This is a genomic window from Vibrio sp. SCSIO 43086, assembly GCF_051132235.1.
GTDB lineage: Bacteria > Pseudomonadota > Gammaproteobacteria > Enterobacterales > Vibrionaceae > Vibrio > Vibrio diabolicus.
In genome coordinates this window covers 1,539,736-1,560,803 of sequence record NZ_CP072678.1, presented here as the reverse complement: position 1 = coordinate 1,560,803, position 21,068 = coordinate 1,539,736, and the positions used below count along the sequence as shown (strand labels likewise).

Sequence of the window (21,068 nt, the reverse complement as noted above, 5' to 3'; positions counted from 1 at the left end):
AATCAAATGAACGGGACTCATCCAAATAATCTCCAGATGAACAAAGTAGAACTGATTCGTTTTGGTCATCACTTTAAAGCGATTAAAAAGAATGGGCTAAGCATCGCAGCTTTCACACTTCTGTTTTCATTAACTTGTACTTGGTATATCTACTCCAAAGCATCGATATACCAAGCTACAGCAACGCTACTCATCCAAGAAGAACAAAAAAGCGCCCTTTCAATCGAGGAAGTATATGGCGTCGACACGACAAAAAAAGAGTACTTTCAAACGCAAATCGCTATTTTAAAATCGAATCATATCGCAGATAAGGTCATTAGAGAGCTGAACCTAACTCAACTACCGGAGTTCACACGCTCAGGTGGATTAAATCAAAAGATCGACCAAATAAAGTCGATCCCTTTTGTTCAAGACCTACTGAATGTGGCACCAAGCCCAAAAGAAACTGCCCAGTTTTCAGAGTCCTATTATCAAGCGCTTCAAGCTTTCAGAAGTAAACTCGATATTGAGCCGGTACGTAACACCCAATTAGTCAGAATTCGCTTTCGTTCTACCGATCCTAAGCTTGCAACAACAATCGCCAACGCGATCGGCCAAGCCTACATTGACGCAAATTTTGAAGCCAAATTGGTCGTTACACAAAATGCGGCCACTTGGTTGACAAATAACTCACAAAAATTGGAGGAGCGATTACGTAACTCTGAGCAAGCGCTGCAAGAATTCTTGTTAAAAGAAGGATTGATCGATATAAACGGTATTGATGAAATTTACGCAAATGAGCTAGAAGAACTCACTCGCAAGCTAAATGTCGCTGTTAATAAGCGCATTGAAGCGCAGACGTTAATCCAACTGTTAAGACGTAAATCCTCACAAAGTTTAGACAGCTTGCTGTCAATTGATGAATTCGCTAATCAAGCGCAGATCCGCGACCTAAAATTATCGGAAGCCCAGGCAGCCAAAAATCTCTCTGAGCTGGCACAGCGCTACGGCCCCAAGCATGACCGAATGATTCAGGCGAAAGCGCAGCTCGCTGAAATTCAATCAAGAACCCAGCAACTCATTCGTGACATTTCCTTCAGCAAGCAACAAGACCTTCTTGCTGCAAAGGCGCAAGAGGACATGCTTCGAGCAGAACTCGATAACAAAAAGTCCGACTTCCAATCGTTAGGGTCACAAAAAGCGCGTTACGAACAGTTAAAACGCGAGGTTGAATCCAATAAGGCACTCTATGAAGCGTTCTTAAATCGTGAGAAAGAGACCAACGCCACCAGCGACTACAAAAATGTCACTGCACGTTTTACTGACAAAGCCATCATCCCTCTATTTCCGGTAGCACCGCAACGAATCAAACTGGTACTGATTGCCACATTTTTTGGCTTTGCCATTGCTTGTGCGCTGGTCATCATCTTAGAAACTCTGCGAGAAGTTATCCGAAACACAGCCGATGTGCAGGAAAAACTTGGTGTTACGTGTTTAGGCGTGATTCCGATGGTCAAAAAACGCAATTTGCGTAAAAACGGCGTCAGTTATACCGCGTATTTAGATGATGAAGAAAAGCTATTTAGTGAAGCTTGCCGCTCCGTCAGAACCTCGCTTCTGCTCAGACTAACCAACACGAAGCAAAAGATATTGCCCTTTACTTCTTCCATTCCAGAAGAAGGAAAAACATCGACCAGTATCAATATGGCGGTGTCGTTTTCAAAAATGGAAAAGGTATTGATCATCGACTGCGATTTACGTCGACCTTCCATCGCAAAACGGTTTGGTATTGCTGAATCAAGCCCAGGCTTAACGCATATCCTGACTATGGATACGCCAATCAAAGATTGTGTTACACATATAGAAGAAGCCAACTTAGATGTATTGCCGGCAGGCCTAATTCCGCCAAACCCACAGGAACTGCTAGCTTCTGAACGCTTTAAAAAGTTGCTCGAACATTTTCAAAATAAGTATGACCGGATCATTATCGATACACCGCCCCTACTGTCAGTGAGTGATGCACTTATTCTTGGTCAGTATGCCAATGGTCTGATTACCGTCATTCGCTCAGAATCGACAAAATCATCACTGGTTAACCTTGCGTTATCTAAACAAATACAACACTCAGTTCCATCTCTTGGCGTCTTAATCACACAAGCCAAGACTAAGGAAGGAGAAACGCTTTATGTCCAGAAATACGCCTACTAACTCAAACGCATCTTGGTACCAAACGTTGAAAAGCCAAGAACAACCGGTATTGATCTATCAAATGGGCAAAGTAGGTTCGAGTGCATTAGAACATTCCATTCCTAACTCGATTCACTTGCACGACCTTATGACTGTCGATGCGCAAAAACAGATATCCCCTGTTAGAGCGCAATTGCATAAACCTCAGATCAATGCGTTAAAGCGACGACTCAAGCGCATAGCGATGAGCCGTATGTTAAAGCACAAGAAAAAAGTTCGAATTATCTCACTGGTGCGTGAACCGATCGGACGAAATATTTCAATGTTCTTTCAAGCACTTCCGTTTTGGATGGCGGACAAATACCTAAAAGATGATAGCGCAATCCGTACCGAACGTCCGCAGTTACTCCAAGAGGCATTTGATAAGCACATGAATCATCAATATGCGCTGCAGTGGTTTGACAACGAAATCAAACAACTAACAGGGATTGATGTGTTTAACGAACCTTTTAATCACGAAGTAGGCTATCAGACATACCATAACAATAACTTTTCACTGTTGGTCATTCGAAGTGACAAGCTAAAGCAGGCTAACTCCGCAGTCGAAGGCTTTTTAGGTTACCCCGTGGATGTCGTTTATGAAAATCAGTCAGACAACAAATGGTACTCGCCACTAATGAAAGAATTCAAAACGCAATTTCAACCTACACCCGAGTACGTTGAAGAAATGCTGAATTCTAAATTGACGAAGCACTTTTTCTCAAATGCAGAAATCACCGACCTTAAACAGCAATATCTGACCAATTAATCATGAAAACCAAGATTCTACATATTATTAATGATCTTTCTCAGAACGGCGGTGCTCAGAAGTTCTTAGTCGACCTTGTTTTAGAACATAAGCCTGAATACGAAATCAAAATTTTGGTCTTATGTGATGAAAATGATTACTTACCAACGCTATCCGCCCAAGGGATAGAGTGTTTTAACTGGCGCACTTTGTCATTGAGTGAGAAATACTGTTTGCTACGTTGGCCGCATGTCGTTCACGGGCACCTCTACCCTTCCATTTATCTAGCGCTATTGGCGGTAGGTAAAAAACGAATCCAGACTGAGCACTGCTCTTACAACCGTCGACGTGACTATCCGCTGTTTAAGTTCATGGAGTACGTCTTATATTGGGGCCACGACTTGACGGTCAGTATTAGTGAAAAAGTACAAGATGAACTGGTGAAGTTCATGCCTCGCTACCAACATAAATATCACGTGGTGCACAATGGCGTTGATTTAAAAAGGTTTTCTATGACGCCAAGATACGCCAGCCACCTAATCGACAAACCAGTTATCAAGATTGGAATGGTGGGCCGACTTCATCAACATAAAGATCATGAAACGCTTATCCAAGCACTTGTCCATTTACCGAGACGATACGAGCTCCATCTTGCTGGAGATGGCGAAAAAAAATCGTCACTGCAAGCATTAGCAACAAAAATCAACGTCGCGCAACGCGTTCACTTTCATGGCGTAGTTTCTGACATTCCAGCCTTTTTAAACGACATGGACATTTACGTGCAATCGTCACACGTCGAAGGCTTTGGCTTGGCGGCGGTTGAGGCCATGGCAGCAGGCTTACCCGTATTATCATCGGACGTACCCGGCTTGGATGACATCACCGGACGTGCCGAATATTTATTTCAGGTTGGTAACTCAAATGAGCTGAGCCAGAAAGTGCTCCAGCTGTGTGAAAGTGTTGAGCGGTATGACGCTGCAAGTCAATACTCAGTCAATAGGGCCTCTCTCTACACCATCGATAAATTTCGTGAAGGTTACTATGGAATCTACCAGCAGCTTTGCGCCAACAAATAGTTCCGCGCCATCGAGCCACCGAGCCTCATGGTTTGCGGCATGCCTACTGGCATTATTCTTTATTCCCATGAAGTTTCGTGCTGGAGGAGTTGCACTAGCACCATCAGACATCGTAAGTCTTTTGTCCATTGGTTTTACTGCATTAGTGGTATTGGAAGGAAAAGCTGAAAAACTCATGCATCCCTGCATGGGGTTCCTTGTACTGTTCAGTGGGTATGTGTTCTTAAATGGCCTGCTAAATCGCGTCCCCTTAATGCCGCTAGTTATAGAAACCGTGCAATGGCTGGCGATTCTCTGCTTGCTTAGCCTAATGTACGCCTATGGCGTGTTTGATGATGAATGGGTAATGGTTTATTTCACTTATCTGCTGTTTTTGATCTGCACGCTCGTTGCCTTATGGCACTTTGCTCAAGGCTATCAAAGCGGCTTTAAGTTACTCGGGGTAAGTAAATACGGTTTCGGTGTACTTTGCTCACTACTATACCTTTATCGGGATAAAATTCGCGCTTTCCACCTTTTAATGCTCGTTGCTTTGGTACTACTGGTGTTGTCGCAAGAAAGAAAAGCACTACTTGGTTTTTGTCTGCTTTTCTTCTTTGACCAGCTGCTCGTAAAAAACCTGATGAGAAAATCGCTTAATGAAACGTACACGTGGACGATTTTATTAGCCTTAAGCTTCATTGTGTTTACTGCCGTCACAACCACACTCTACGTTGGGTTTGAAACGCTAGCGGACACATTGGAAATAACCCAAGAAGACGTCTTATTTGCCAACCAAAGTGAAGCCCGCTGGGTATCGAATCTTCATAGAAAACTCTTACTTGCCAATGGGTTAGACATTTTACTTCAGCACCCTGTTTTAGGTGTCGGCGCGAAAATGTTACCCAACTTTATGATCAGTTACTTTAACTATGATGAGCTGGCGATCTACACCCACAACTTTGTGTTAGATACCGCAATTGAATACGGGTTGCTCGGTATCGCCCTATTGTTTGGTGGTTATTTTCTGTTTATTCGCTTTTGCTTCCGTAGTCTCAATGACAACAGAAAAAGCCTCTTACTCGCGATATACGCCCTCATCATGGTGTTCTTCGTTGCGGTAAATACCACCATCATTTTAATACTCTTATTACCCGTCATGATAAGCATGAGCCGCGAGTCAAAGGTCAACACCATTGCTCATACTTTTCCGGTAAACCATCACCACGAATTTGAATAATCAAGGATAGGATAGATGAAGTATTCAATCTCTCGACAATTTGAAAAGAACCGAGAACTCCAAGCTGACAATTTTGTTTTAGTTTACCAAATGGGCAAAGTTGGCTCATCGTCAATTGAGCACACGCTGGGAGAAAGAAATATCCCGAGCTATCACATCCACACCTTTGATGATCACGAAGAATTTCACATGTATCACAATAAAAAAGACGTGAGTAAATTTTTCGATTTCAAAAACCGTGCGCTCTATCGCTTAGTGCTCAAGCAACGAAAACGTATCTTACAAAAACGCGAACAGATCAAAATCGTCACACTGGTCCGCGATCCAATCGCAACAGTCTTTTCTCGTTTCTTTCAAGACCTCCATTTGCAATTTATCGAAGGCAAAAAGAATGATGCAATTCACCGAGATATGGCAGTCACGTATCAGCACCTCGAACATTGTTTCGATAACTATATCAATCTCAACTATTTTGCGGACTGGTTCGACAACGAGTTAAAACGTAACTTCAATATCGATGTGATGCGTCAAGAATTGGACAACACTCAACCTTTCTTCACATTCAAGAACGAGCAAGCCAACGTCATGCTAATCAAATGCGAAAAGCTCAGCTCTCTCGATAAAGAAATTGGCGAGTTTCTCGGGCTGCAAGACTTCGTGCTGAAAAACAGCAATGAAGCGAAAAACAAGTGGTACTCCAATATCCACCAGCACTTTAAGCATCACTACGACTTTTCAAAGCTGTTCTATATGTACGATCTTCCCTTATATCGCCACGTTTATTCAGAACAAGAACGTGATGCTTTCAAGCATAAATGGATGCAGACACCAGGAACAAAATCATCATGAAAAAAGTGCTCCATATTACAGAAGCCTTCGGAGGTGGCGTTCAAACCGCCCTCTATAGTTATGCTCACTCCTCTCGAGACGAACCCTATCAACATTTCTTGCTAGCCAGAGCTCGAGAAAACGACTTAACCAATGAGAACAACCATCATATTTTCACACAGACCAAATGGGTGGAAGGCGGCTTACTTCAATTTGTTCGCGATGCAAACCACATGGTTGCATCTCTTGCGCCTGACGTTGTGCATTTGCACTCGAGTAAAGCGGGCTTTCTCGGGCGATTTCTAAAACTTGGCAAGGCGCGCTTGGTTTATACGCCGCACTGTTATGCTTTCGAACGTGAAGATATCCCCGAATTCGCGCGCCAGCTCTATAAAGCGCTAGAGAAAGTAAAACTAAGCAAAATTGATGTGGTGGCAGGCTGTAGCCAACGAGAATGTGACTTGGCGATTAGTATTGGCGCGAAACGTGCTGAACTGCTCAACAACTACGTGTCCTATCAAAGTGAAGAGCGTTTATTGCGAAACAGACAAGAAGCGCTGCGACTTGTTGTGCTTGGTCGTGTCGCGCCCCAAAAGGATCCGCAATTTCTCATCGACACATTGCAACACCTTAATCGATATGCGCTTAACCGCCCATTAGATATCACTTGGATAGGTGGCGGTGACCACACACTCGAACAAAAATTGCGTACAGAAAATGTGGATGTGACTGGCATGTTGCCTCGTGATGAAGTGGTTAAAAAGCTCAAGGGTTCAGACCTTTACTTACATACTGCAGCATGGGAAGGGATGCCGTTAACTATTCTAGAAGCAGCCAAATTACATCTTCCTATGGTAATTCGAACTATCGGCGCGACCCAAGATCTAAACTACCCATTTTTAGCGCTAACACCTGAAGAAATGGCCAAGCAGATCGCGCACTGTGTCAATCATTATGATGAAATTGATTTTTGCCAATATACAACAGCGTTAAACGACGCCTTCAGTGAAGAAAAACAGCGCCTCGCACTCAATAATATTTACGGTTAAATACCTCTATGTTTCACACTATTCAACAAAAATTACTGTTGATGCCCAGCGGTAAAAAAAGCTTGCTATCTACTGGATTGAAAACCGCAATCACGCGTGTGTTGAGTGCGCTATTTGCTTTTTTACTGACACTGATTGTATCGAAGGCCAGTGACGCTTCGACTTCCGGTCAATTTTTCTTTTTATTCAACCTAGTCTCACTACTCGCGATCGTTTCTCAGCTAGGTTTTGATGTCTCATTAGTTCGCTACAATGCGATCGCCTTTAACAACAAAGAGACACTTCAACAAAGCCATAACTATAAAACAGCACTTTATCGAAGTATGGCGTTTTGCTTGCTAGCCATTGCCGTTTTGTTGGCAGGATTTAATCTGTTTCCTGAACAGCTAAACCAGACCCAATCGCCAATGCATGCGATTACTTTAGGCTTGTTCTGCATACCGTTTTTGGTGCTTGCACAGACCAACAGTCGTGTGCTTCAAGCATGTAGAAAGGTCGTGTCATCACTGTTCGCTTTACAGCTTGGCGTGAGTATGTTGATGGTCTTTTTTGTCTTTGGCTTGGACTATATCGGTCAGCAAAATATAAACAATCTGATGACCGCACTGCTTCTGGCGAGTATGAGCGTCGCGGTAATATCCAGTGTTAATTGGCTAGGTTCAGGTCAGTATCAGACATCAGCTTTCGTACCAAACAAAAAAATGGTCGCTTCTGCCAAGCAAGTCTGGATTGGCAGTATCTTCACGAACGTCCTTCAATGGGGAAGCCTTGTCATTGCGGGCTTTTTTATCTCAACAGCGGAACTCGGTCTATTAGCCGCAGCTCAACGTACATCACTGCTGATTGGCTTTGTGCTGATTACCATTAACTTTGTGGTCGCTCCTATGTTTGCCTCTCTCTACAAAGAACGTCAAATGATCAAACTGCAAAGCCTTAGCCGTTTAGCTTGCCGAGCCAACGTTGGTTTGGCCATTGTGCCCGTGATTATTTGCACTCTATTCCCAGAGTTTGTGATGCGGTTTTTTGGTGAAGAGTTTCTTGCTGCTGCGCCACTGTTAGTCGTCCTGTCTTTAGGGCAGTTAATCAATGTTGCGACTGGCTCTGTAGGATTTTTATTGCTCATGAGCGGTCACGAAAGAACCATGAAATACATTACAATTTCCTCCGGCACAATCTCTATCTGCTTGCTCGTTGCGCTTTGCCAAACGTTCGGTGTTATTGGTGCAGCATGGGCGATGGCAATTGGCATGGCAATTCAGAATCTGGCAGCGCTGTACTTTGTAAAACGTTACTTAGGCTTCTTTCCAATAGGTTAATTATGGTTTCAATACTGACACGGATAAGTTTTGTTTTCGTTCTGACGCTTACGGCTTCACTCTCTTTGTGGAAAAGCTCTGACTTACACCATGCCACTTACCTGCAAATGGAAACCTACTTAGGTGGATCGAGTACGCTTCACTTCACATTCAGTTTATTGATCGGCTTTTTATCGGTCTTCACCTTCCCCTCTTTAGTAAGTTCAAGTAAAGCCGACGTCTTTGGCATCCGTCTTTTGCTACTACTGTTGGCTATCGTTTCAATGGAAGAAATAAGTCAACTTTTTATTCCAAGTCGCTCATTTAGTTTTGATGATCTCAGTACCAACTGGATAGGCATTATCTCGGGTTACTTTAGTGCCAAGTTGATTCGCTTCCTGCGCACTCGCTCGTTCTCTTGAAATAAGCACCTCAAGGTTATTTGGGTATATAATTACGCCAAACAATCAGACTAACGAGTACATCATGTCATCCCACCCAACCAAGATTACCTTTTTTGAATTCTTAACCCCGTTGATCACATCAGGCAAAAAAACGATTACGATTCGAGATGAATCAGAAAGTCACTACGTTCCAAATACAGAGGTCGAAGTTTTTACCCTAGAGACGGATCGTAAAGTCTGCAACATCAAAATACGCTCTGTAGAACCACTCAACTTTGAAGATATCAATGAGTTTCATGCTGAACAAGAAGCCATCGAACTACCAAAACTCAAGCAGTTAATTCGAGAAATCTACCCAAATACCGACACGCTATTTGTTATTGAGTACGAGCTAATCAAATAACCCACAACAAAAACTAGACGACTGGTCTAATTCATTCTATAGTACGCTTCATGAACGCAAAGACGAACGACACACGCCAACATATTCTCGACGTCGGATACGAGTTAATCGTAAACCGAGGGTTTACGAGTGTTGGCCTTTCAGAGCTTTTAAAAAAGGCCGCGGTGCCGAAAGGCTCGTTTTATCATTACTTCAAATCCAAAGAACAATTTGGTGAAGCGATGATTCAAGACTACTTTACTAAGTATTTTGAGCGTTTAAACGCACGCTTTACCAATACCGATCTGAATGGCTACCAACGCCTAATGAGCTACTTTGAAGAAATGGTCAAAGTAGAAGACGACGTATGTAATGCGAACAAATGTTTGTTGGTCAAGTTAAGTGCGGAAGTCTCCGATCTCTCAGAGTCCATGCGTCTAGCGTTACGCCAAGGTGCAGACAAAACCATTCAAGCAATGGCGGATTGCATTGACGTAGGCATTCAAGATGGCTCTATCCCAAATGGTGACAGTGCTTTATTGGCAAGGCAGATATACTACCTTTGGAACGGCGCAAGCTTGCTGAACAAACTGTATCAAGATCAGGCAGCATTAACGCAAAGTCTGACCTATACTCAACATCTACTGCAAAACACGCGAACTTGCCCATAGTAGGTAGCGTAAAAGTAAGATGAACACCCTACATGTGTTTCACAGTTGGTAATAACTCCTGTGATTGCACAATACACCTTCCCGCTCTATGAGCGGGATATTTTGAAATCAAAACTAGACGACCGGTCTAATCAATAAGTGAGATAAATATGACTAACGCAACAAATCGCAGAATCGTACTCGCGTCACGTCCCCACGGTGCACCAACAAAAGAAAACTTTCGTCTAGAAGAAGTGGCGAAACCGACTCCTCAAGATGGTGAGATGCTACTGAGAACCGTTTACTTATCTCTCGACCCATACATGCGCGGTCGCATGAGCGATGCCGAGTCATACGCCGATCCTGTTGCGGTTGATGACGTAATGATCGCTGGCACAGTTTGTCAGGTAGAAGCATCGAACCACCCAGATTATGAAGCGGGTGAATGGGTTCTTGCATACACTGTTGGCTGGCAAGACTACGCCATCTCAACTGGTGAGATGGTGATTAAACTTGGCAAAGAACCACAAAACCCATCATACGCTCTAGGTGTTGCTGGCATGCCAGGCTTTACCGCGTATATGGGCTTGCTCGATATCGGTCAGCCAAAACCAGGTGAAACCATTGTGGTAGCGGCCGCGACGGGCCCTGTGGGCGCGACTGTTGGTCAAATTGGCAAAATCAAAGGTTGCCGTGTTGTTGGTATTGCAGGCGGAGAAGAAAAGTGCCGTTACGCCAAAGAAGTCCTTGGCTTCGATGAATGTATCGATCACAAAGCTGACGACTTTGCAGAGCAGTTGAAAAACGCCTGTGACCAAGGTATCGATGTTTACTTCGAAAACGTAGGTGGCAAAGTATTCGAAGCTGTAATGCCACTTCTGAATACCAGCGCACGTATCCCACTTTGTGGTTTGATTTCTCAATACAACGCAACAGAACTGCCTGAAGGTACCGACCATCTTCCATTATTAATGGGTAAGCTGCTGACTAAACGAATCAAGGTGCAAGGCTTCATCATTTTTGATGACTACGGACATCGTTACGGTGAATTTGCGCAAGATATTAATCAATGGTTGGCAGAAGGAAAGATCCAATACCGTGAACATCTAGTACAAGGACTGGAGAATGCACCAGAAGCATTTATCGGTCTGTTGGAAGGTAAGAACTTCGGCAAGCTTGTAGTACAGATTAACGACCCATTATAAGGAAGGGATAAATAAATGATTAAACTTCACCATCTGAATCAGTCTCGCTCAAAGCGCATCATTTGGTTACTTGAAGAGCTAAATGTGGATTACGAAATCGTGCCTTATGTTCGTGACAAAGTGACTTTCATGGCACCGCCTGAGCTAAAGAGCGTTCATCCGCTCGGTAAATCGCCCCTGCTTGAAGATGATGGCGAGTTCATCATTGAATCAGGCGCGATGACCGAATATTTGATTGAGAAGTACAGTGATGGTGCGTTGGCTCCTGAGCGTGGGACGAAGGCGCACACTGAGTACCTACAATGGATGCACTTTGCTGAAAGTTCAGCAATCTTACCAATGTTGTTAAAAATCTTTATTAGCAAAGAGCCAAACGAAACTCAATTTCTATCAAGCTATGCTGACAAAGAAGCGATGAACGTTCTGGGTTATTTCGAGCAATCGCTAGAAGGCAAAACTTACCTAGTAGAAGAACGTTTAACTGGCGCAGACATCATGATGTCATTTATTGTCGAGCTCGTGCATAAGTTCGGTTTGGCTGGTCACTTCCCGAATATTGAGCGTTATGGAAAACAACTCGCAACGCATCCAGCGTTTGAAAAAGCTGAGCAAATTGAAGTGAAGTACTCCTAATCATTCCGCCCCTTTGATGTTCAGTAAAGCGATATCAAAGGGGCGATTTCCGACATTAGCCTTGTCAACAAAGCGCAATTCATGCAAATGCCAGCGTGCTCTTTTTACCCTTTTCGCCAATACGTTAATAAACCAATCATAAAAATCAGCTAAGAATTTGATTCTAAGTTACTTTTCATCATCGTTACCACCTATTGAATTGATAAGCAGTATCAGTTTTTGCTTCCAGCTTTTCCGTAATAATCTTCTCTTCAGTTGCTAAGGTATTGATCCCTGGAGGGGAAGAAAAATGACAAATAAGAAATTAACCACCGCCGCAGGCTGTCCTGTCGCCCATAATCAAAATGTGATGACTGCAGGTCCTCGTGGTCCCCAACTACTGCAAGACGTTTGGTTCCTTGAAAAACTGGCACACTTTGACCGCGAAGTGATTCCTGAGCGTCGTATGCACGCCAAAGGCTCAGGCGCTTACGGCACCTTTACTGTGACTCATGACATCACAAAATACACTCGCGCGAAGATCTTCTCGGAGATTGGTAAAAAGACCGAGCTATTTGCCCGCTTTACCACCGTTGCGGGGGAGCGCGGTGCCGCAGATGCAGAGCGCGACATCCGTGGTTTCGCGCTAAAGTTTTACACCGAAGAAGGCAACTGGGACTTGGTTGGTAACAACACACCAGTGTTCTTCCTCCGTGATCCACTAAAATTTCCAGATCTAAACCACGCAGTAAAACGCGATCCACGCACCAACATGCGCAGCTCGACAAACAACTGGGATTTTTGGACATCACTACCAGAAGCATTCCACCAAGTTACGATCGTTATGAGTGATCGTGGTATTCCAGCGTCTTACCGTCATATGCACGGCTTCGGTAGCCACACATTCAGCTTTATCAACGCAGAAAACGAGCGTTACTGGGTGAAATTCCACTTTAAAACTCAGCAAGGCATCAAAAACCTGACTGACCAAGAAGCAGAAGCGATCGTAGGTAAAGACCGCGAAAGCCATCACCGTGACCTTTACGAAGCGATTGAGCGTCAAGACTTCCCTAAATGGAAGATGTACGTCCAGATCATGCCTGAGTTAGAAGCGGATGAAGTGAACTTTAACCCGTTCGATCTAACAAAAGTATGGTCACAAAAAGATTATCCATTGATCCCAGTAGGCGAGTTTGAACTGAACCGTAACCCAGAAAATTTCTATGCGGAAGTTGAGCAATCCGCGTTTAACCCGGCAGCTATCGTTCCTGGAATTGGCTTCTCGCCAGACAAAATGCTGCAAGGCCGTCTGTTTGCATACGGAGACGCGCAGCGTTACCGCCTAGGTGTAAACCATCACCAAATTCCAGTTAACGCGCCTCGTTGTCCGGTACACAGCTACCACCGCGATGGCGCAATGCGCGTTGATGGCAACTTTGGTTCAACACTAGGTTACGAGCCAAACTACAAACAAGAATGGGCAGAGCAACCAGATTACTCTGAGCCACCTCTACGCATCAACGGCAATGCTGATCATTACGATCACCGTGTAGACGAAGACTACTTCAGCCAAGCAGGTGACCTATTCCGTCTTATGAGCGAAGAACAGCGTCAAACTCTATTCGACAACACCGCTCGTGCAATGGATGGTGTGCCAGACTTCATCAAAGAACGTCACGTTAACCACGCCTACCAAGCGGACGAAGCTTACGGCAAAGGCCTTGAGATTGCGCTAGGCTTAAACAAGTAAACGGACACTGCACCAGCAAATGCTGTGATAAGAAGACATAAAAAAGGAGGTGCCCCAAAGCACCTCCTCATTCAAGTTCGTTAATCACACACTAATGTTCAAGGGGAACGATCATGATCAACTTAAATTTCTTCAAGCTCTTTGATACTAAAGAACTGTTTATCTACTACTGATTTTTGGCTACAGCCTTAATCAGAACAGACGTATCCATGCGGCCTAAACCATCGCGTTGAAGGTCTGCGTATTGCTCATCCACTTTCTTAGTCAGTGGGAGCTCTAGACCCATTCGCTCTGCTTCTTGCAGACAGAAGCCTAAGTCTTTGCGCATCCAATCAATCGCGAAGCCAAAATCAAACTTATCTTGCGCCATCGTCTTGGCGCGGTTTTCCATTTGCCATGACCCTGCAGCACCGTGCTTGAGTGTTTCAACTACTTGTTCAATATCCAAACCGGATTTCTGCGCGAGTAACAACGCTTCGCTCAAGCCTTGAAGCACACCACCAATACAGATTTGGTTTACCATTTTACAACGTTGACCTTGGCCATTTTCACCCAGAAGCGTCATTTGCTTTGCATATACGTCCATCGCTGGAGACACACGATCAAAAATGTTCTGCTCGCCACCACACATGATGGTTAGTACGCCATTTTCTGCGCCTGCTTGACCACCAGATACCGGAGCATCAATGAAGTGATTGCCATATTTGGTACAAGCATCGGCCAATTCAACGGCTAAATCAGCGGAAGTCGTGGTGTGATCAACCAGTACCGCGCCTGCTTTTAGACCGACTAGAATGCCTTCTTCACCGTATACAACGCTGCGCACGTCATCGTCATTACCGACACAAGTAAATACGATATCGCAACCTTCTGCCGCTTCTCGCGGTGTCTCGCACGCAATGCCATTGTATTCTGCAGCCCATTTATCAGCTTTGGCTTTGGTGCGGTTGTATACTTTGGTTTCATATCCCGCTTTGCTCAAATAGCCCGCCATTGGGTAACCCATAACACCCAAACCAATAAATGCTACTCGTTGTTTTTCCATTGCACGCTTCCCTTAGTTCACCTGACTGAAATGTTTTGTAACATGCTACTAAAGAATTGAAAACATTACTCGTAATTTATCCTTCACTCGCGGCACAAATAAAAGCGAACCGCGATGTTGGAGTAAATACCAAAAGCATTCATCAGGGTCATCGAGGAGACATTTCTCAGAAGTTAAATGTTAAGACACTCTACGAGCTTGCAACAAAGCCGTGGCGTTCAACATGGCATCCTTGGTACTGACATCCAAGACTTGGATTTTTCGAAAGCGTTCCGGTTCTTTAATCGCCACATCGTGAGCAAAAATCACAAACTTGGCTTTCTCGATGTCTTTCTCGGTAATTCGGTTGATGACGCCATTCGCCCCTTGGGTTTCGACTTTAATCTTAATGCCGAGTGCACAAGCCGCTTTTTCCAATGACTTCGCCGCTAAGAACGTATGTGCCACACCTGATGGACAAGATGTGACCGCCAAAACATCCGCCTCACCTTCGCCTTGAACGGAGCCATATACTTGAGAATGACCAGTGTAACTCTCATCTTCGGTGATGGTTTTCTTTAGTGCAATCACGATCAACGCCGTGGTAACAGAGCCCGCAATCGTGCCGATGATGTAACCAATTTTTCCATCCACAACAGGGAGAACAATCCAACCGCCCCACGGTGCATGGTTCATTACGTGGAACATAAAGCCAATCACGTTACCAACGATGCCACCCGCCACAATAGCTGGTAACACTCGCGCAGGGTCACCAGCGGCAAAAGGAATCGCACCTTCGCTAATACCGATCATCCCCATAATACCTGCGGCTTTCCCTGCTTCGCGTTCATCTCGCTTGAATTTACTCGGCGCCAAAAACGTGGCTAGTGCCATACCCAATGGCGGCGTACAAATCGCAATACCGACCCCGCCCATCAACCATGGTTGCGTGTTCACTTGAGTTTGAGCAAACAACGTCGCCACTTTGTTAATTGGGCCGCCCATATCAAACGCGGTCATTGCCCCAAGCACGGTACCGAGCATCACCTTGCCCGAGCCCGCCATGCCCGTCAGCACCTCGTTCATGCTGGTCATTGCGCTGGCAATAGGAGCACCTATCACCCACATCACCGCGCCGCAAGTAACAAACGTCCCCACTAGCGGATAAATAAAAATCGAGCCGAGTGAACTCATGCTGTCTGGTAGCTGAATTTTCTTTAATAGCCAAACGACAAAGCCAGCAAAAAAGCCGACCACAATCGCACCTAAAAAACCCGTATTGTAATGACTGACCGCAATCCAAGATCCAATCATACCCGGCGCAAGGCCCGGCTTGTCGGCAATGGAATAAGCAATGTAACCGCCAAGAACGGCAGTAAACAATGTCAGGCCAGCAATCCCCATTTGGGCAATATCGGCCAGAATGCCCTCTTGTGGTACACCACCGTGACCAGAGATCATCACCGACAACGACAACAACACACCGCCCGCAACGATAAACGGGATCATGTGGGATGTGCCAAACAGCAGGTGCTCTTTAATCCGGCCAAGTTTTTGCGCCCAAGGGCTCAGGGGTACTGATGCAAATTCTAAAGAAGTTGGGAGAAATTCATTGGATTGGGTTTGAATATCAGTCAGCATCTCAAGCGCTTCTTCTCGCGATTGAGCCAACTTGAGCTTTTCAACAAAGCCGTCTTCGATAATTTTGGTGGAAATTTGTGCCAATACTTCAATGTGATGATGATCATCACCATCTGGGGACGCCAGCATGAAAAACACATCGGACAGCTCGCCATCTTCGGCGCCATAATCAATCCCATTACGGCTGATCCCGACCGCGACAGCCGGTTTTGCTACAGCATCACTTTTGGCATGAGGGATCGCAATACCATCATCAAATCCTGTGTTACCGATCTCTTCTCGTTTCCAGATATCTGCCAAGAACTGGCTTTGACTATTGAGCTTGCCGGCGGCCTCTAGCATCTCGACCAGCTCTTTGAGCGCTTCATCTTTGGTTTGAGCTTTTAGATCTAAACATATCGTTTCCAGCTCAATTAGGTTTGTGATGTCCATTGTTTTACCTTCCAATATTCACGCTCGAATATATACCCAAGTGAGTTTGAGATACAGGATCCCCTGGCTCGTATGCGTTCCTACTCATTTTATTTGGGCATAGATTAACCAGTGCCTACCCTTTGATATATAGGACTAAAAGTGCATTAACTGGATTAATGTAACATGAGATTCAAACTGTGATAGAGCTCTTGCGTTAATCCAGCTCAAATCAATTCAATCTGCGGTGGCTGTGCTAATATCCACAAAAAAATAAAATGGATAGAACATGAAAATCGTAGCGGTGACAGCATGCCCTACAGGCATCGCTCATACTTATATGGCAGCAGATGCACTAATGAAAGCTGCGCCAAAACATAACGTGCAAATTAAAGTAGAAACGCAAGGTGCGATGGGGATAGAAAATCAGCTCACTCCTCACGATATCGCTCAAGCGGATCGGGTTTTGATCGTGTCGGATATTGAGATAGAACAACCAGGCCGATTCGAAGGGACGCGCAAAATTCAAATCCCCATTGAAGAGGTTTTGCTGAACGTCGACAAAGTATTCCTCGTCCACTGCCGCGACTAAATTTGCAGATGAACGAATACCAAATCACCTTTTTCGTCGATAATGCAAATGCCAGTGCGCACGTTGCTCAGCCACTCAATCGAGTGGCAAAGAAGTTCAAAAGTACCTTACATATCATTAATGTAACGCAAAATCGTGTTGCGGAACTCACCAAGTCCGTGGCGATTTTTCAAGCAGGTCTACAACAAGGTGATTTGTGCCAAATCACAGCGATTGGCATTGACGCAGAACTGGCCTGCTTCGTCATCAAAGACATGATTGCTGAACACTTTACTGTGGTGGGATCTCATATCAACTATGAGTTTTCTAGCCAACTGGCCGAGCGTTTACCGCAAATTTGCCCACCTTGTGAAATCAAATGGCACTACGCCAAAGCGCATACCGAGCTCACCAAGTTTGAATGTCTTAAAGGATTAGCTCAGCTGATCCACCCCATTCATCCTGACGAACTGATCCTTGCTTTTATTAAACGTGAAGAACGTTCATCAACTTGCGTTACTCCGGGGATCGCTCTACCGCATGTGATGTTTTCAGGTGTTGACCATATTTCCATTGCCGTTATTGCAAATGACAAGTCGATGGATTGGGCTTCAAAGATGGGTGATGTTCATCTGGCTATAGCACTGGTGATGCCAGAAAAGCCGACCCGAGAACAGATCATTGCGGCCACTAATCTCACACGAAATCTGCTTACCGATCAAATGGCGGAACGCCTACTACTAACAAAAAGCAGCGTCGACTTACAAGCGCTGCTGATGTACGCCATGTCGAGGCTGCTCGCCTAAACTTTTCTATGATTTACGCACTCTGACTGAAGGCTTAAATCGAACCACGATATTCCGTCGGCGTTCTGCCTGTACGGTTCTTAAATACTCGGCAGAAATAGTTCACGTCTTTAAATCCACAGCGCACTGATACGTCATTGAGTTTGAAGTTGTATTTCTTGAGCATAAACTTCGCGCGATCCACACGTACCCAAGTAATGTAGTCAGCCAAAGTCATGTGCCCCTGCTGACGGAACAAGCGCGACAAATGGTTCGAGGAAATACTGAATCTCGACGCAATGCTGTCGCGCGTGATTGGGCGATGGAAGTTCTCTTGAATGTAGATACAAATCCCTTGATAGAGATCTTGCACACGGCTATGTGACTGCTGCTCGACTGGCGCATCCAACATCGTCTTCGCGTATTGCAGTAATGCTTGCAGTAGAAGCTCATCCATTGGTTTTTTAGTATTCTCACGAGCCAGTGAGCTCAGCGCTTCTAAGATGTTATCTATCGCAAATCCTGAACGCGTTTGGATGCTATGCTTTTGAATATCGTAAAAGTTTGCCTCACCTTTGTGTTTGCTCACCAAACTTAACCCAAGTTGTCGACGCCCAAACAAAATACTTAACACTGAACAATTGGTATCCCAGTCTGGTTTATTCCAACAGTTAGGTGGAATAAATATCGCGTCGCCTTTTTTAGCAACGATGTGCGTTACTTTTCGATCATGACTTTCCATTTCATTAATATATTCCCCATCCAGAACTAACTCTAGGCGAGGGAAATTAACTTGATAGCTAAATTCAGGCGGCGTATGAAAATCTCCTGCAAACCAAATATTATGAAATGGCTCTCTTTCATTTAATACCGCTGAAATTAAATCATGAAAAATCATTGTCTCACACTCTATATATACATCAATGATGCTATTTACTATAGATATACACCGGACTGGAATTTTGTGCTATTGAGCAAAATCACACTTCCATTTTAATGTTACAAAAATCCAGTTAACGCATCAAATCTCCAGTAACAAAAACTCTATCAACAACACTCAATCCCTTTTCAAATGGGAGCAAAGCCACATTTCACTTATCGTTTAGCTTCTTATCCATCATGTCACAGATATGCAGCTAGATTTGTCCAGTGAACGATCTAAATCACACTATAGTTAGTCGGTTACAATCCTCCAGTAAATGCATTTTTTCTTCACTACAGTCTTTTTCTCACTAATTTAAAAATATCCCTGAAATAAAAATTATATTTATAGGGGTTCTACAATGATCACCAAACTAATAAATGAAGACTTAATTAAGCTTGATCTTAAAGCGTCTTCAAAAGAAGACGTATTTAAAGAACTGGTTGCCGTTCTTCATGCCCAAGGTCGTATTTCTGACCAAACACAATTTCTTGCAGATATAAAAGCACGTGAAGAATTAGGAAATACTGGATTTGAAGATGGCGTGGCAATTCCACACGCGAAAAGCGCCGCTGTGATTGAACCAGCGGTTGTGATCGGCGTAAGCAAATCAGGTATCGAATACGGCGCGGAAGACGGCTTGCCTTCAAAACTGTTCTTCATGATAGCTTCTCCAGACGGTGGCGATAACCACCATATCGAAGTACTTGCAGAACTGTCTTCAAAATTGATTGAAGATGGTTTCATCGATGCGTTCTTAGGCGCAACAAACAGCCACGACGCACTGGCACTCCTTCTTGCTAAAGAAGAACCGCAACCAGTGACAGATGCTCCAGCAAACCAAGGTTTCATCATTGGTGTTACTGGTTGTCCTGCTGGCGTTGCCCACACGTACCTAGCGGCGGAAGCGCTAGAGAAAGGTGCAGCGGCGATGGGTTACGAAATCAAGGTTGAAACGAACGGTTCAATCGGTGTGAAGAACAGCCCAACCGCAGAAGAAATCGAGCGTGCAGATGCCATCATCGTCGCCTGTGACAAACAAGTCGACATGAACCGCTTCGCGGGCAAACGCGTGGTTACAACCAACGTAAAAGCCCCAATCCGCGATGCTCAAGGACTGATTAGTGAAGCGTTAAACGCACCGACGTACCAAGCTGAGTCCAATGGCAATACGCAAGCGTCAGTTGCAAACAAAGCTTCTCAAGCCCGTTCTGACTTATATCGCTACTTGATGAACGGCGTATCACACATGATCCCCTTCGTCGTAACGGGGGGTCTGTTGATTGCACTTGCTCTTGCAATCGGCGGTCAGCCAAGTGAAGCCGGCATGGCCATCCCTGAAGGCAGCATGTGGAACCAAATCCTCAACGTCGGTGTGGTTGCCTTTACGCTGATGATCCCAATCCTAGCGGGTTACATTGCTTACGCGATTGCTGACCGCCCTGCTCTAACTCCTGGCTTGATCGGTGGTTGGATTGCAAACAACGGTTCTTTCTACGGCGCAGACGCAGGTACAGGCTTTATCGGTGCCATCATCGCAGGCCTGCTTGTGGGTTACTTCGTGAAGTGGATTACGTCGATTAACTACCACAAGTTTATTCAACCTTTGGTGCCAATCATGATTGCGCCAATCACAGGTTCGTTGTTCATCGCAGGTCTTTTCATCTTCGTTATCGGCGCGCCAATCGCAAGCCTAATGGACGGTCTGACTGCGCTACTAACGAGCATGAGTACAGGTAACGTCGTTCTACTGGGTATCGTACTTGGAGGTATGGCTGGCTTCGATATGGGTGGTCCATTCAACAAGGTCGCATTCCTATTCTCTGTGGGCATGATTGCGAGCGGTCAAACTCAATTTATGGGTGCGATGGCGTGTGCAATCCCTGTTGCACCTTTAGGCATGGCACTGGCAACGGCGCTTGGTCGTAAGTTCGACCTGTTCGAAGAATCAGAAACCGAAGCGGGTAAAGCCGCAGGTGCAATGGGTCTGGTTGGTATCTCTGAGGGTGCTATTCCGTTCGCAGCGCAAGATCCAATGTCAGTGATTCCAGCAAACGTACTTGGCTCAATGGTGGCGGCAGTAATGGCGTTCTCATTCGGCATCACCAACAGCGTTGCTCACGGCGGTCCAGTTGTCGCTCTACTTGGCGCGATGAACCACCCAGTCCTTGCTCTGATTTGTATGGCAGCTGGCGCAACGGTTACCGCAGTAACGTGTGTAACGTTGAAGAAAGTACGTAAAGCAAAAATGATGCAAGCAGCTGCTTAATCCCCCCTCCCCCAAATGGCTC

Annotated in this window: 19 protein-coding genes; 16 read left to right on the top strand and 3 right to left on the bottom strand. The window is 44.9% G+C overall.

All coding sequences use genetic code 11. The features are described from left to right. The first annotated feature begins 6 nt into the window (after positions 1-6). The 13 genes from J8Z23_RS23145 (at position 7) to J8Z23_RS23085 (ending at position 13,423) form a co-directional block, all read left to right on the top strand. The gene (locus J8Z23_RS23145; protein WP_434635472.1) at positions 7-2,187 is read left to right on the top strand and encodes a GumC family protein; all 2,181 of its coding nucleotides are present in this window, start codon (positions 7-9) and stop codon (positions 2,185-2,187) included. Continuing rightward, positions 2,165-2,974 carry a putative capsular polysaccharide synthesis family protein gene (locus tag J8Z23_RS23140; protein ID WP_176319697.1) on the top strand — a complete coding sequence of 270 codons (810 nt, stop codon included), beginning with the start codon at positions 2,165-2,167 and terminating at the stop codon, positions 2,972-2,974. Before J8Z23_RS23145 ends, J8Z23_RS23140 begins: the two co-directional genes overlap by 23 nt. A gap of 2 nt (positions 2,975-2,976) precedes the next feature. Continuing rightward, complete coding sequence (locus J8Z23_RS23135; protein ID WP_374072310.1) at positions 2,977-4,029, top strand: glycosyltransferase; 1,053 nt, start codon at positions 2,977-2,979, stop codon at positions 4,027-4,029. Continuing rightward, positions 3,995-5,248: an O-antigen ligase family protein gene (locus J8Z23_RS23130; RefSeq protein WP_434635471.1), complete on the top strand. Its 1,254-nt coding sequence runs from the start codon at positions 3,995-3,997 to the stop codon at positions 5,246-5,248. The genes J8Z23_RS23135 and J8Z23_RS23130 overlap by 35 nt, the downstream gene beginning before the upstream one ends. A gap of 15 nt (positions 5,249-5,263) precedes the next feature. After that, positions 5,264-6,097 carry a putative capsular polysaccharide synthesis family protein gene (locus J8Z23_RS23125; protein WP_104972863.1) on the top strand — a complete coding sequence of 278 codons (834 nt, stop codon included), beginning with the start codon at positions 5,264-5,266 and terminating at the stop codon, positions 6,095-6,097. Continuing rightward, entirely contained in the window at positions 6,094-7,125 is a 1,032-nt protein-coding gene (locus J8Z23_RS23120) for a glycosyltransferase family 4 protein (RefSeq protein ID WP_434635470.1), read from the top strand. Before J8Z23_RS23125 ends, J8Z23_RS23120 begins: the two co-directional genes overlap by 4 nt. Before the next feature lie 8 nt (positions 7,126-7,133). Beyond that, positions 7,134-8,441, top strand: a complete 1,308-nt coding sequence (locus tag J8Z23_RS23115) for an oligosaccharide flippase family protein (protein WP_434635469.1) — start codon at positions 7,134-7,136, stop codon at positions 8,439-8,441. 2 nt (positions 8,442-8,443) lie between these two features. After that, on the top strand, positions 8,444-8,842 hold the full coding sequence (locus J8Z23_RS23110; RefSeq protein WP_253651324.1) for a VanZ family protein: 399 nt from the start codon (positions 8,444-8,446) through the stop codon (positions 8,840-8,842). Between the two features lie 64 nt (positions 8,843-8,906). Beyond that, positions 8,907-9,227, top strand: a complete 321-nt coding sequence (gene yqfB, locus J8Z23_RS23105; protein WP_005392475.1) for a N(4)-acetylcytidine aminohydrolase — start codon at positions 8,907-8,909, stop codon at positions 9,225-9,227. A 50-nt stretch (positions 9,228-9,277) separates the two neighbouring features. After that, the gene (locus tag J8Z23_RS23100; protein ID WP_006742221.1) at positions 9,278-9,877 is read left to right on the top strand and encodes a TetR/AcrR family transcriptional regulator; all 600 of its coding nucleotides are present in this window, start codon (positions 9,278-9,280) and stop codon (positions 9,875-9,877) included. A 149-nt stretch (positions 9,878-10,026) separates the two neighbouring features. Further along, a complete protein-coding gene (locus J8Z23_RS23095) occupies positions 10,027-11,061 on the top strand; it encodes an NADP-dependent oxidoreductase (protein WP_006742222.1) in 1,035 nt (344 codons plus the stop codon). Positions 11,062-11,076: 15 nt separating this feature from the next. Then, the gene (locus tag J8Z23_RS23090) at positions 11,077-11,694 is read left to right on the top strand and encodes a glutathione S-transferase family protein (RefSeq protein ID WP_182033003.1); all 618 of its coding nucleotides are present in this window, start codon (positions 11,077-11,079) and stop codon (positions 11,692-11,694) included. A gap of 289 nt (positions 11,695-11,983) precedes the next feature. Then, a complete protein-coding gene (locus J8Z23_RS23085) occupies positions 11,984-13,423 on the top strand; it encodes a catalase (protein WP_124007529.1) in 1,440 nt (479 codons plus the stop codon). A 166-nt stretch (positions 13,424-13,589) separates the two neighbouring features. Here J8Z23_RS23085 and J8Z23_RS23080 read toward each other — a convergent pair whose 3' ends face one another. Next, positions 13,590-14,468 (bottom strand): NAD(P)-dependent oxidoreductase, encoded by an 879-nt coding sequence (locus J8Z23_RS23080; RefSeq protein ID WP_434635468.1) that lies wholly within the window; start codon positions 14,466-14,468, stop codon positions 13,590-13,592. A 180-nt stretch (positions 14,469-14,648) separates the two neighbouring features. Further along, positions 14,649-16,520: a fructose-specific PTS transporter subunit EIIC gene (locus J8Z23_RS23075; RefSeq protein WP_434635467.1), complete on the bottom strand. Its 1,872-nt coding sequence runs from the start codon at positions 16,518-16,520 to the stop codon at positions 14,649-14,651. A gap of 268 nt (positions 16,521-16,788) precedes the next feature. Between J8Z23_RS23075 and J8Z23_RS23070 the strand changes: the two genes are divergently transcribed. Beyond that, positions 16,789-17,091 carry a PTS fructose transporter subunit IIB gene (locus J8Z23_RS23070; RefSeq protein ID WP_005463048.1) on the top strand — a complete coding sequence of 101 codons (303 nt, stop codon included), beginning with the start codon at positions 16,789-16,791 and terminating at the stop codon, positions 17,089-17,091. Between the two features lie 8 nt (positions 17,092-17,099). Beyond that, positions 17,100-17,876, top strand: coding sequence for a PTS sugar transporter subunit IIA (locus J8Z23_RS23065; RefSeq protein ID WP_193231528.1), 777 nt, complete (start codon positions 17,100-17,102; stop codon positions 17,874-17,876). Positions 17,877-17,910: 34 nt separating this feature from the next. On the opposite strand, the gene J8Z23_RS23060 is transcribed toward J8Z23_RS23065, so the two are convergent. Further along, complete coding sequence (locus J8Z23_RS23060) at positions 17,911-18,753, bottom strand: helix-turn-helix transcriptional regulator (RefSeq protein ID WP_065645709.1); 843 nt, start codon at positions 18,751-18,753, stop codon at positions 17,911-17,913. Between the two features lie 385 nt (positions 18,754-19,138). Between J8Z23_RS23060 and J8Z23_RS23055 the strand changes: the two genes are divergently transcribed. After that, positions 19,139-21,046 carry a PTS fructose transporter subunit IIABC gene (locus J8Z23_RS23055; protein WP_182018227.1) on the top strand — a complete coding sequence of 636 codons (1,908 nt, stop codon included), beginning with the start codon at positions 19,139-19,141 and terminating at the stop codon, positions 21,044-21,046. Positions 21,047-21,068 lie beyond the last annotated feature (22 nt).

What these genes read in the sequence shown, in the direction of transcription:
- J8Z23_RS23145 (WP_434635472.1), top strand. Translation starts at nt 7, where the DNA reads ATGAACGGGACTCATCCAAATAATCTCCAGATGAACAAAGTAGAACTG.
- J8Z23_RS23140 (WP_176319697.1), top strand. Translation starts at nt 2,165, where the DNA reads ATGTCCAGAAATACGCCTACTAACTCAAACGCATCTTGGTACCAAACG.
- J8Z23_RS23135 (WP_374072310.1), top strand. Translation starts at nt 2,977, where the DNA reads ATGAAAACCAAGATTCTACATATTATTAATGATCTTTCTCAGAACGGC.
- J8Z23_RS23130 (WP_434635471.1), top strand. Translation starts at nt 3,995, where the DNA reads ATGGAATCTACCAGCAGCTTTGCGCCAACAAATAGTTCCGCGCCATCG.
- J8Z23_RS23125 (WP_104972863.1), top strand. Translation starts at nt 5,264, where the DNA reads ATGAAGTATTCAATCTCTCGACAATTTGAAAAGAACCGAGAACTCCAA.
- J8Z23_RS23120 (WP_434635470.1), top strand. Translation starts at nt 6,094, where the DNA reads ATGAAAAAAGTGCTCCATATTACAGAAGCCTTCGGAGGTGGCGTTCAA.
- J8Z23_RS23115 (WP_434635469.1), top strand. Translation starts at nt 7,134, where the DNA reads ATGTTTCACACTATTCAACAAAAATTACTGTTGATGCCCAGCGGTAAA.
- J8Z23_RS23110 (WP_253651324.1), top strand. Translation starts at nt 8,444, where the DNA reads ATGGTTTCAATACTGACACGGATAAGTTTTGTTTTCGTTCTGACGCTT.
- yqfB (WP_005392475.1), top strand. Translation starts at nt 8,907, where the DNA reads ATGTCATCCCACCCAACCAAGATTACCTTTTTTGAATTCTTAACCCCG.
- J8Z23_RS23100 (WP_006742221.1), top strand. Translation starts at nt 9,278, where the DNA reads ATGAACGCAAAGACGAACGACACACGCCAACATATTCTCGACGTCGGA.
- J8Z23_RS23095 (WP_006742222.1), top strand. Translation starts at nt 10,027, where the DNA reads ATGACTAACGCAACAAATCGCAGAATCGTACTCGCGTCACGTCCCCAC.
- J8Z23_RS23090 (WP_182033003.1), top strand. Translation starts at nt 11,077, where the DNA reads ATGATTAAACTTCACCATCTGAATCAGTCTCGCTCAAAGCGCATCATT.
- J8Z23_RS23085 (WP_124007529.1), top strand. Translation starts at nt 11,984, where the DNA reads ATGACAAATAAGAAATTAACCACCGCCGCAGGCTGTCCTGTCGCCCAT.
- J8Z23_RS23080 (WP_434635468.1), bottom strand. Translation starts at nt 14,468, where the DNA reads ATGGAAAAACAACGAGTAGCATTTATTGGTTTGGGTGTTATGGGTTAC.
- J8Z23_RS23075 (WP_434635467.1), bottom strand. Translation starts at nt 16,520, where the DNA reads ATGGACATCACAAACCTAATTGAGCTGGAAACGATATGTTTAGATCTA.
- J8Z23_RS23070 (WP_005463048.1), top strand. Translation starts at nt 16,789, where the DNA reads ATGAAAATCGTAGCGGTGACAGCATGCCCTACAGGCATCGCTCATACT.
- J8Z23_RS23065 (WP_193231528.1), top strand. Translation starts at nt 17,100, where the DNA reads ATGAACGAATACCAAATCACCTTTTTCGTCGATAATGCAAATGCCAGT.
- J8Z23_RS23060 (WP_065645709.1), bottom strand. Translation starts at nt 18,753, where the DNA reads ATGATTTTTCATGATTTAATTTCAGCGGTATTAAATGAAAGAGAGCCA.
- J8Z23_RS23055 (WP_182018227.1), top strand. Translation starts at nt 19,139, where the DNA reads ATGATCACCAAACTAATAAATGAAGACTTAATTAAGCTTGATCTTAAA.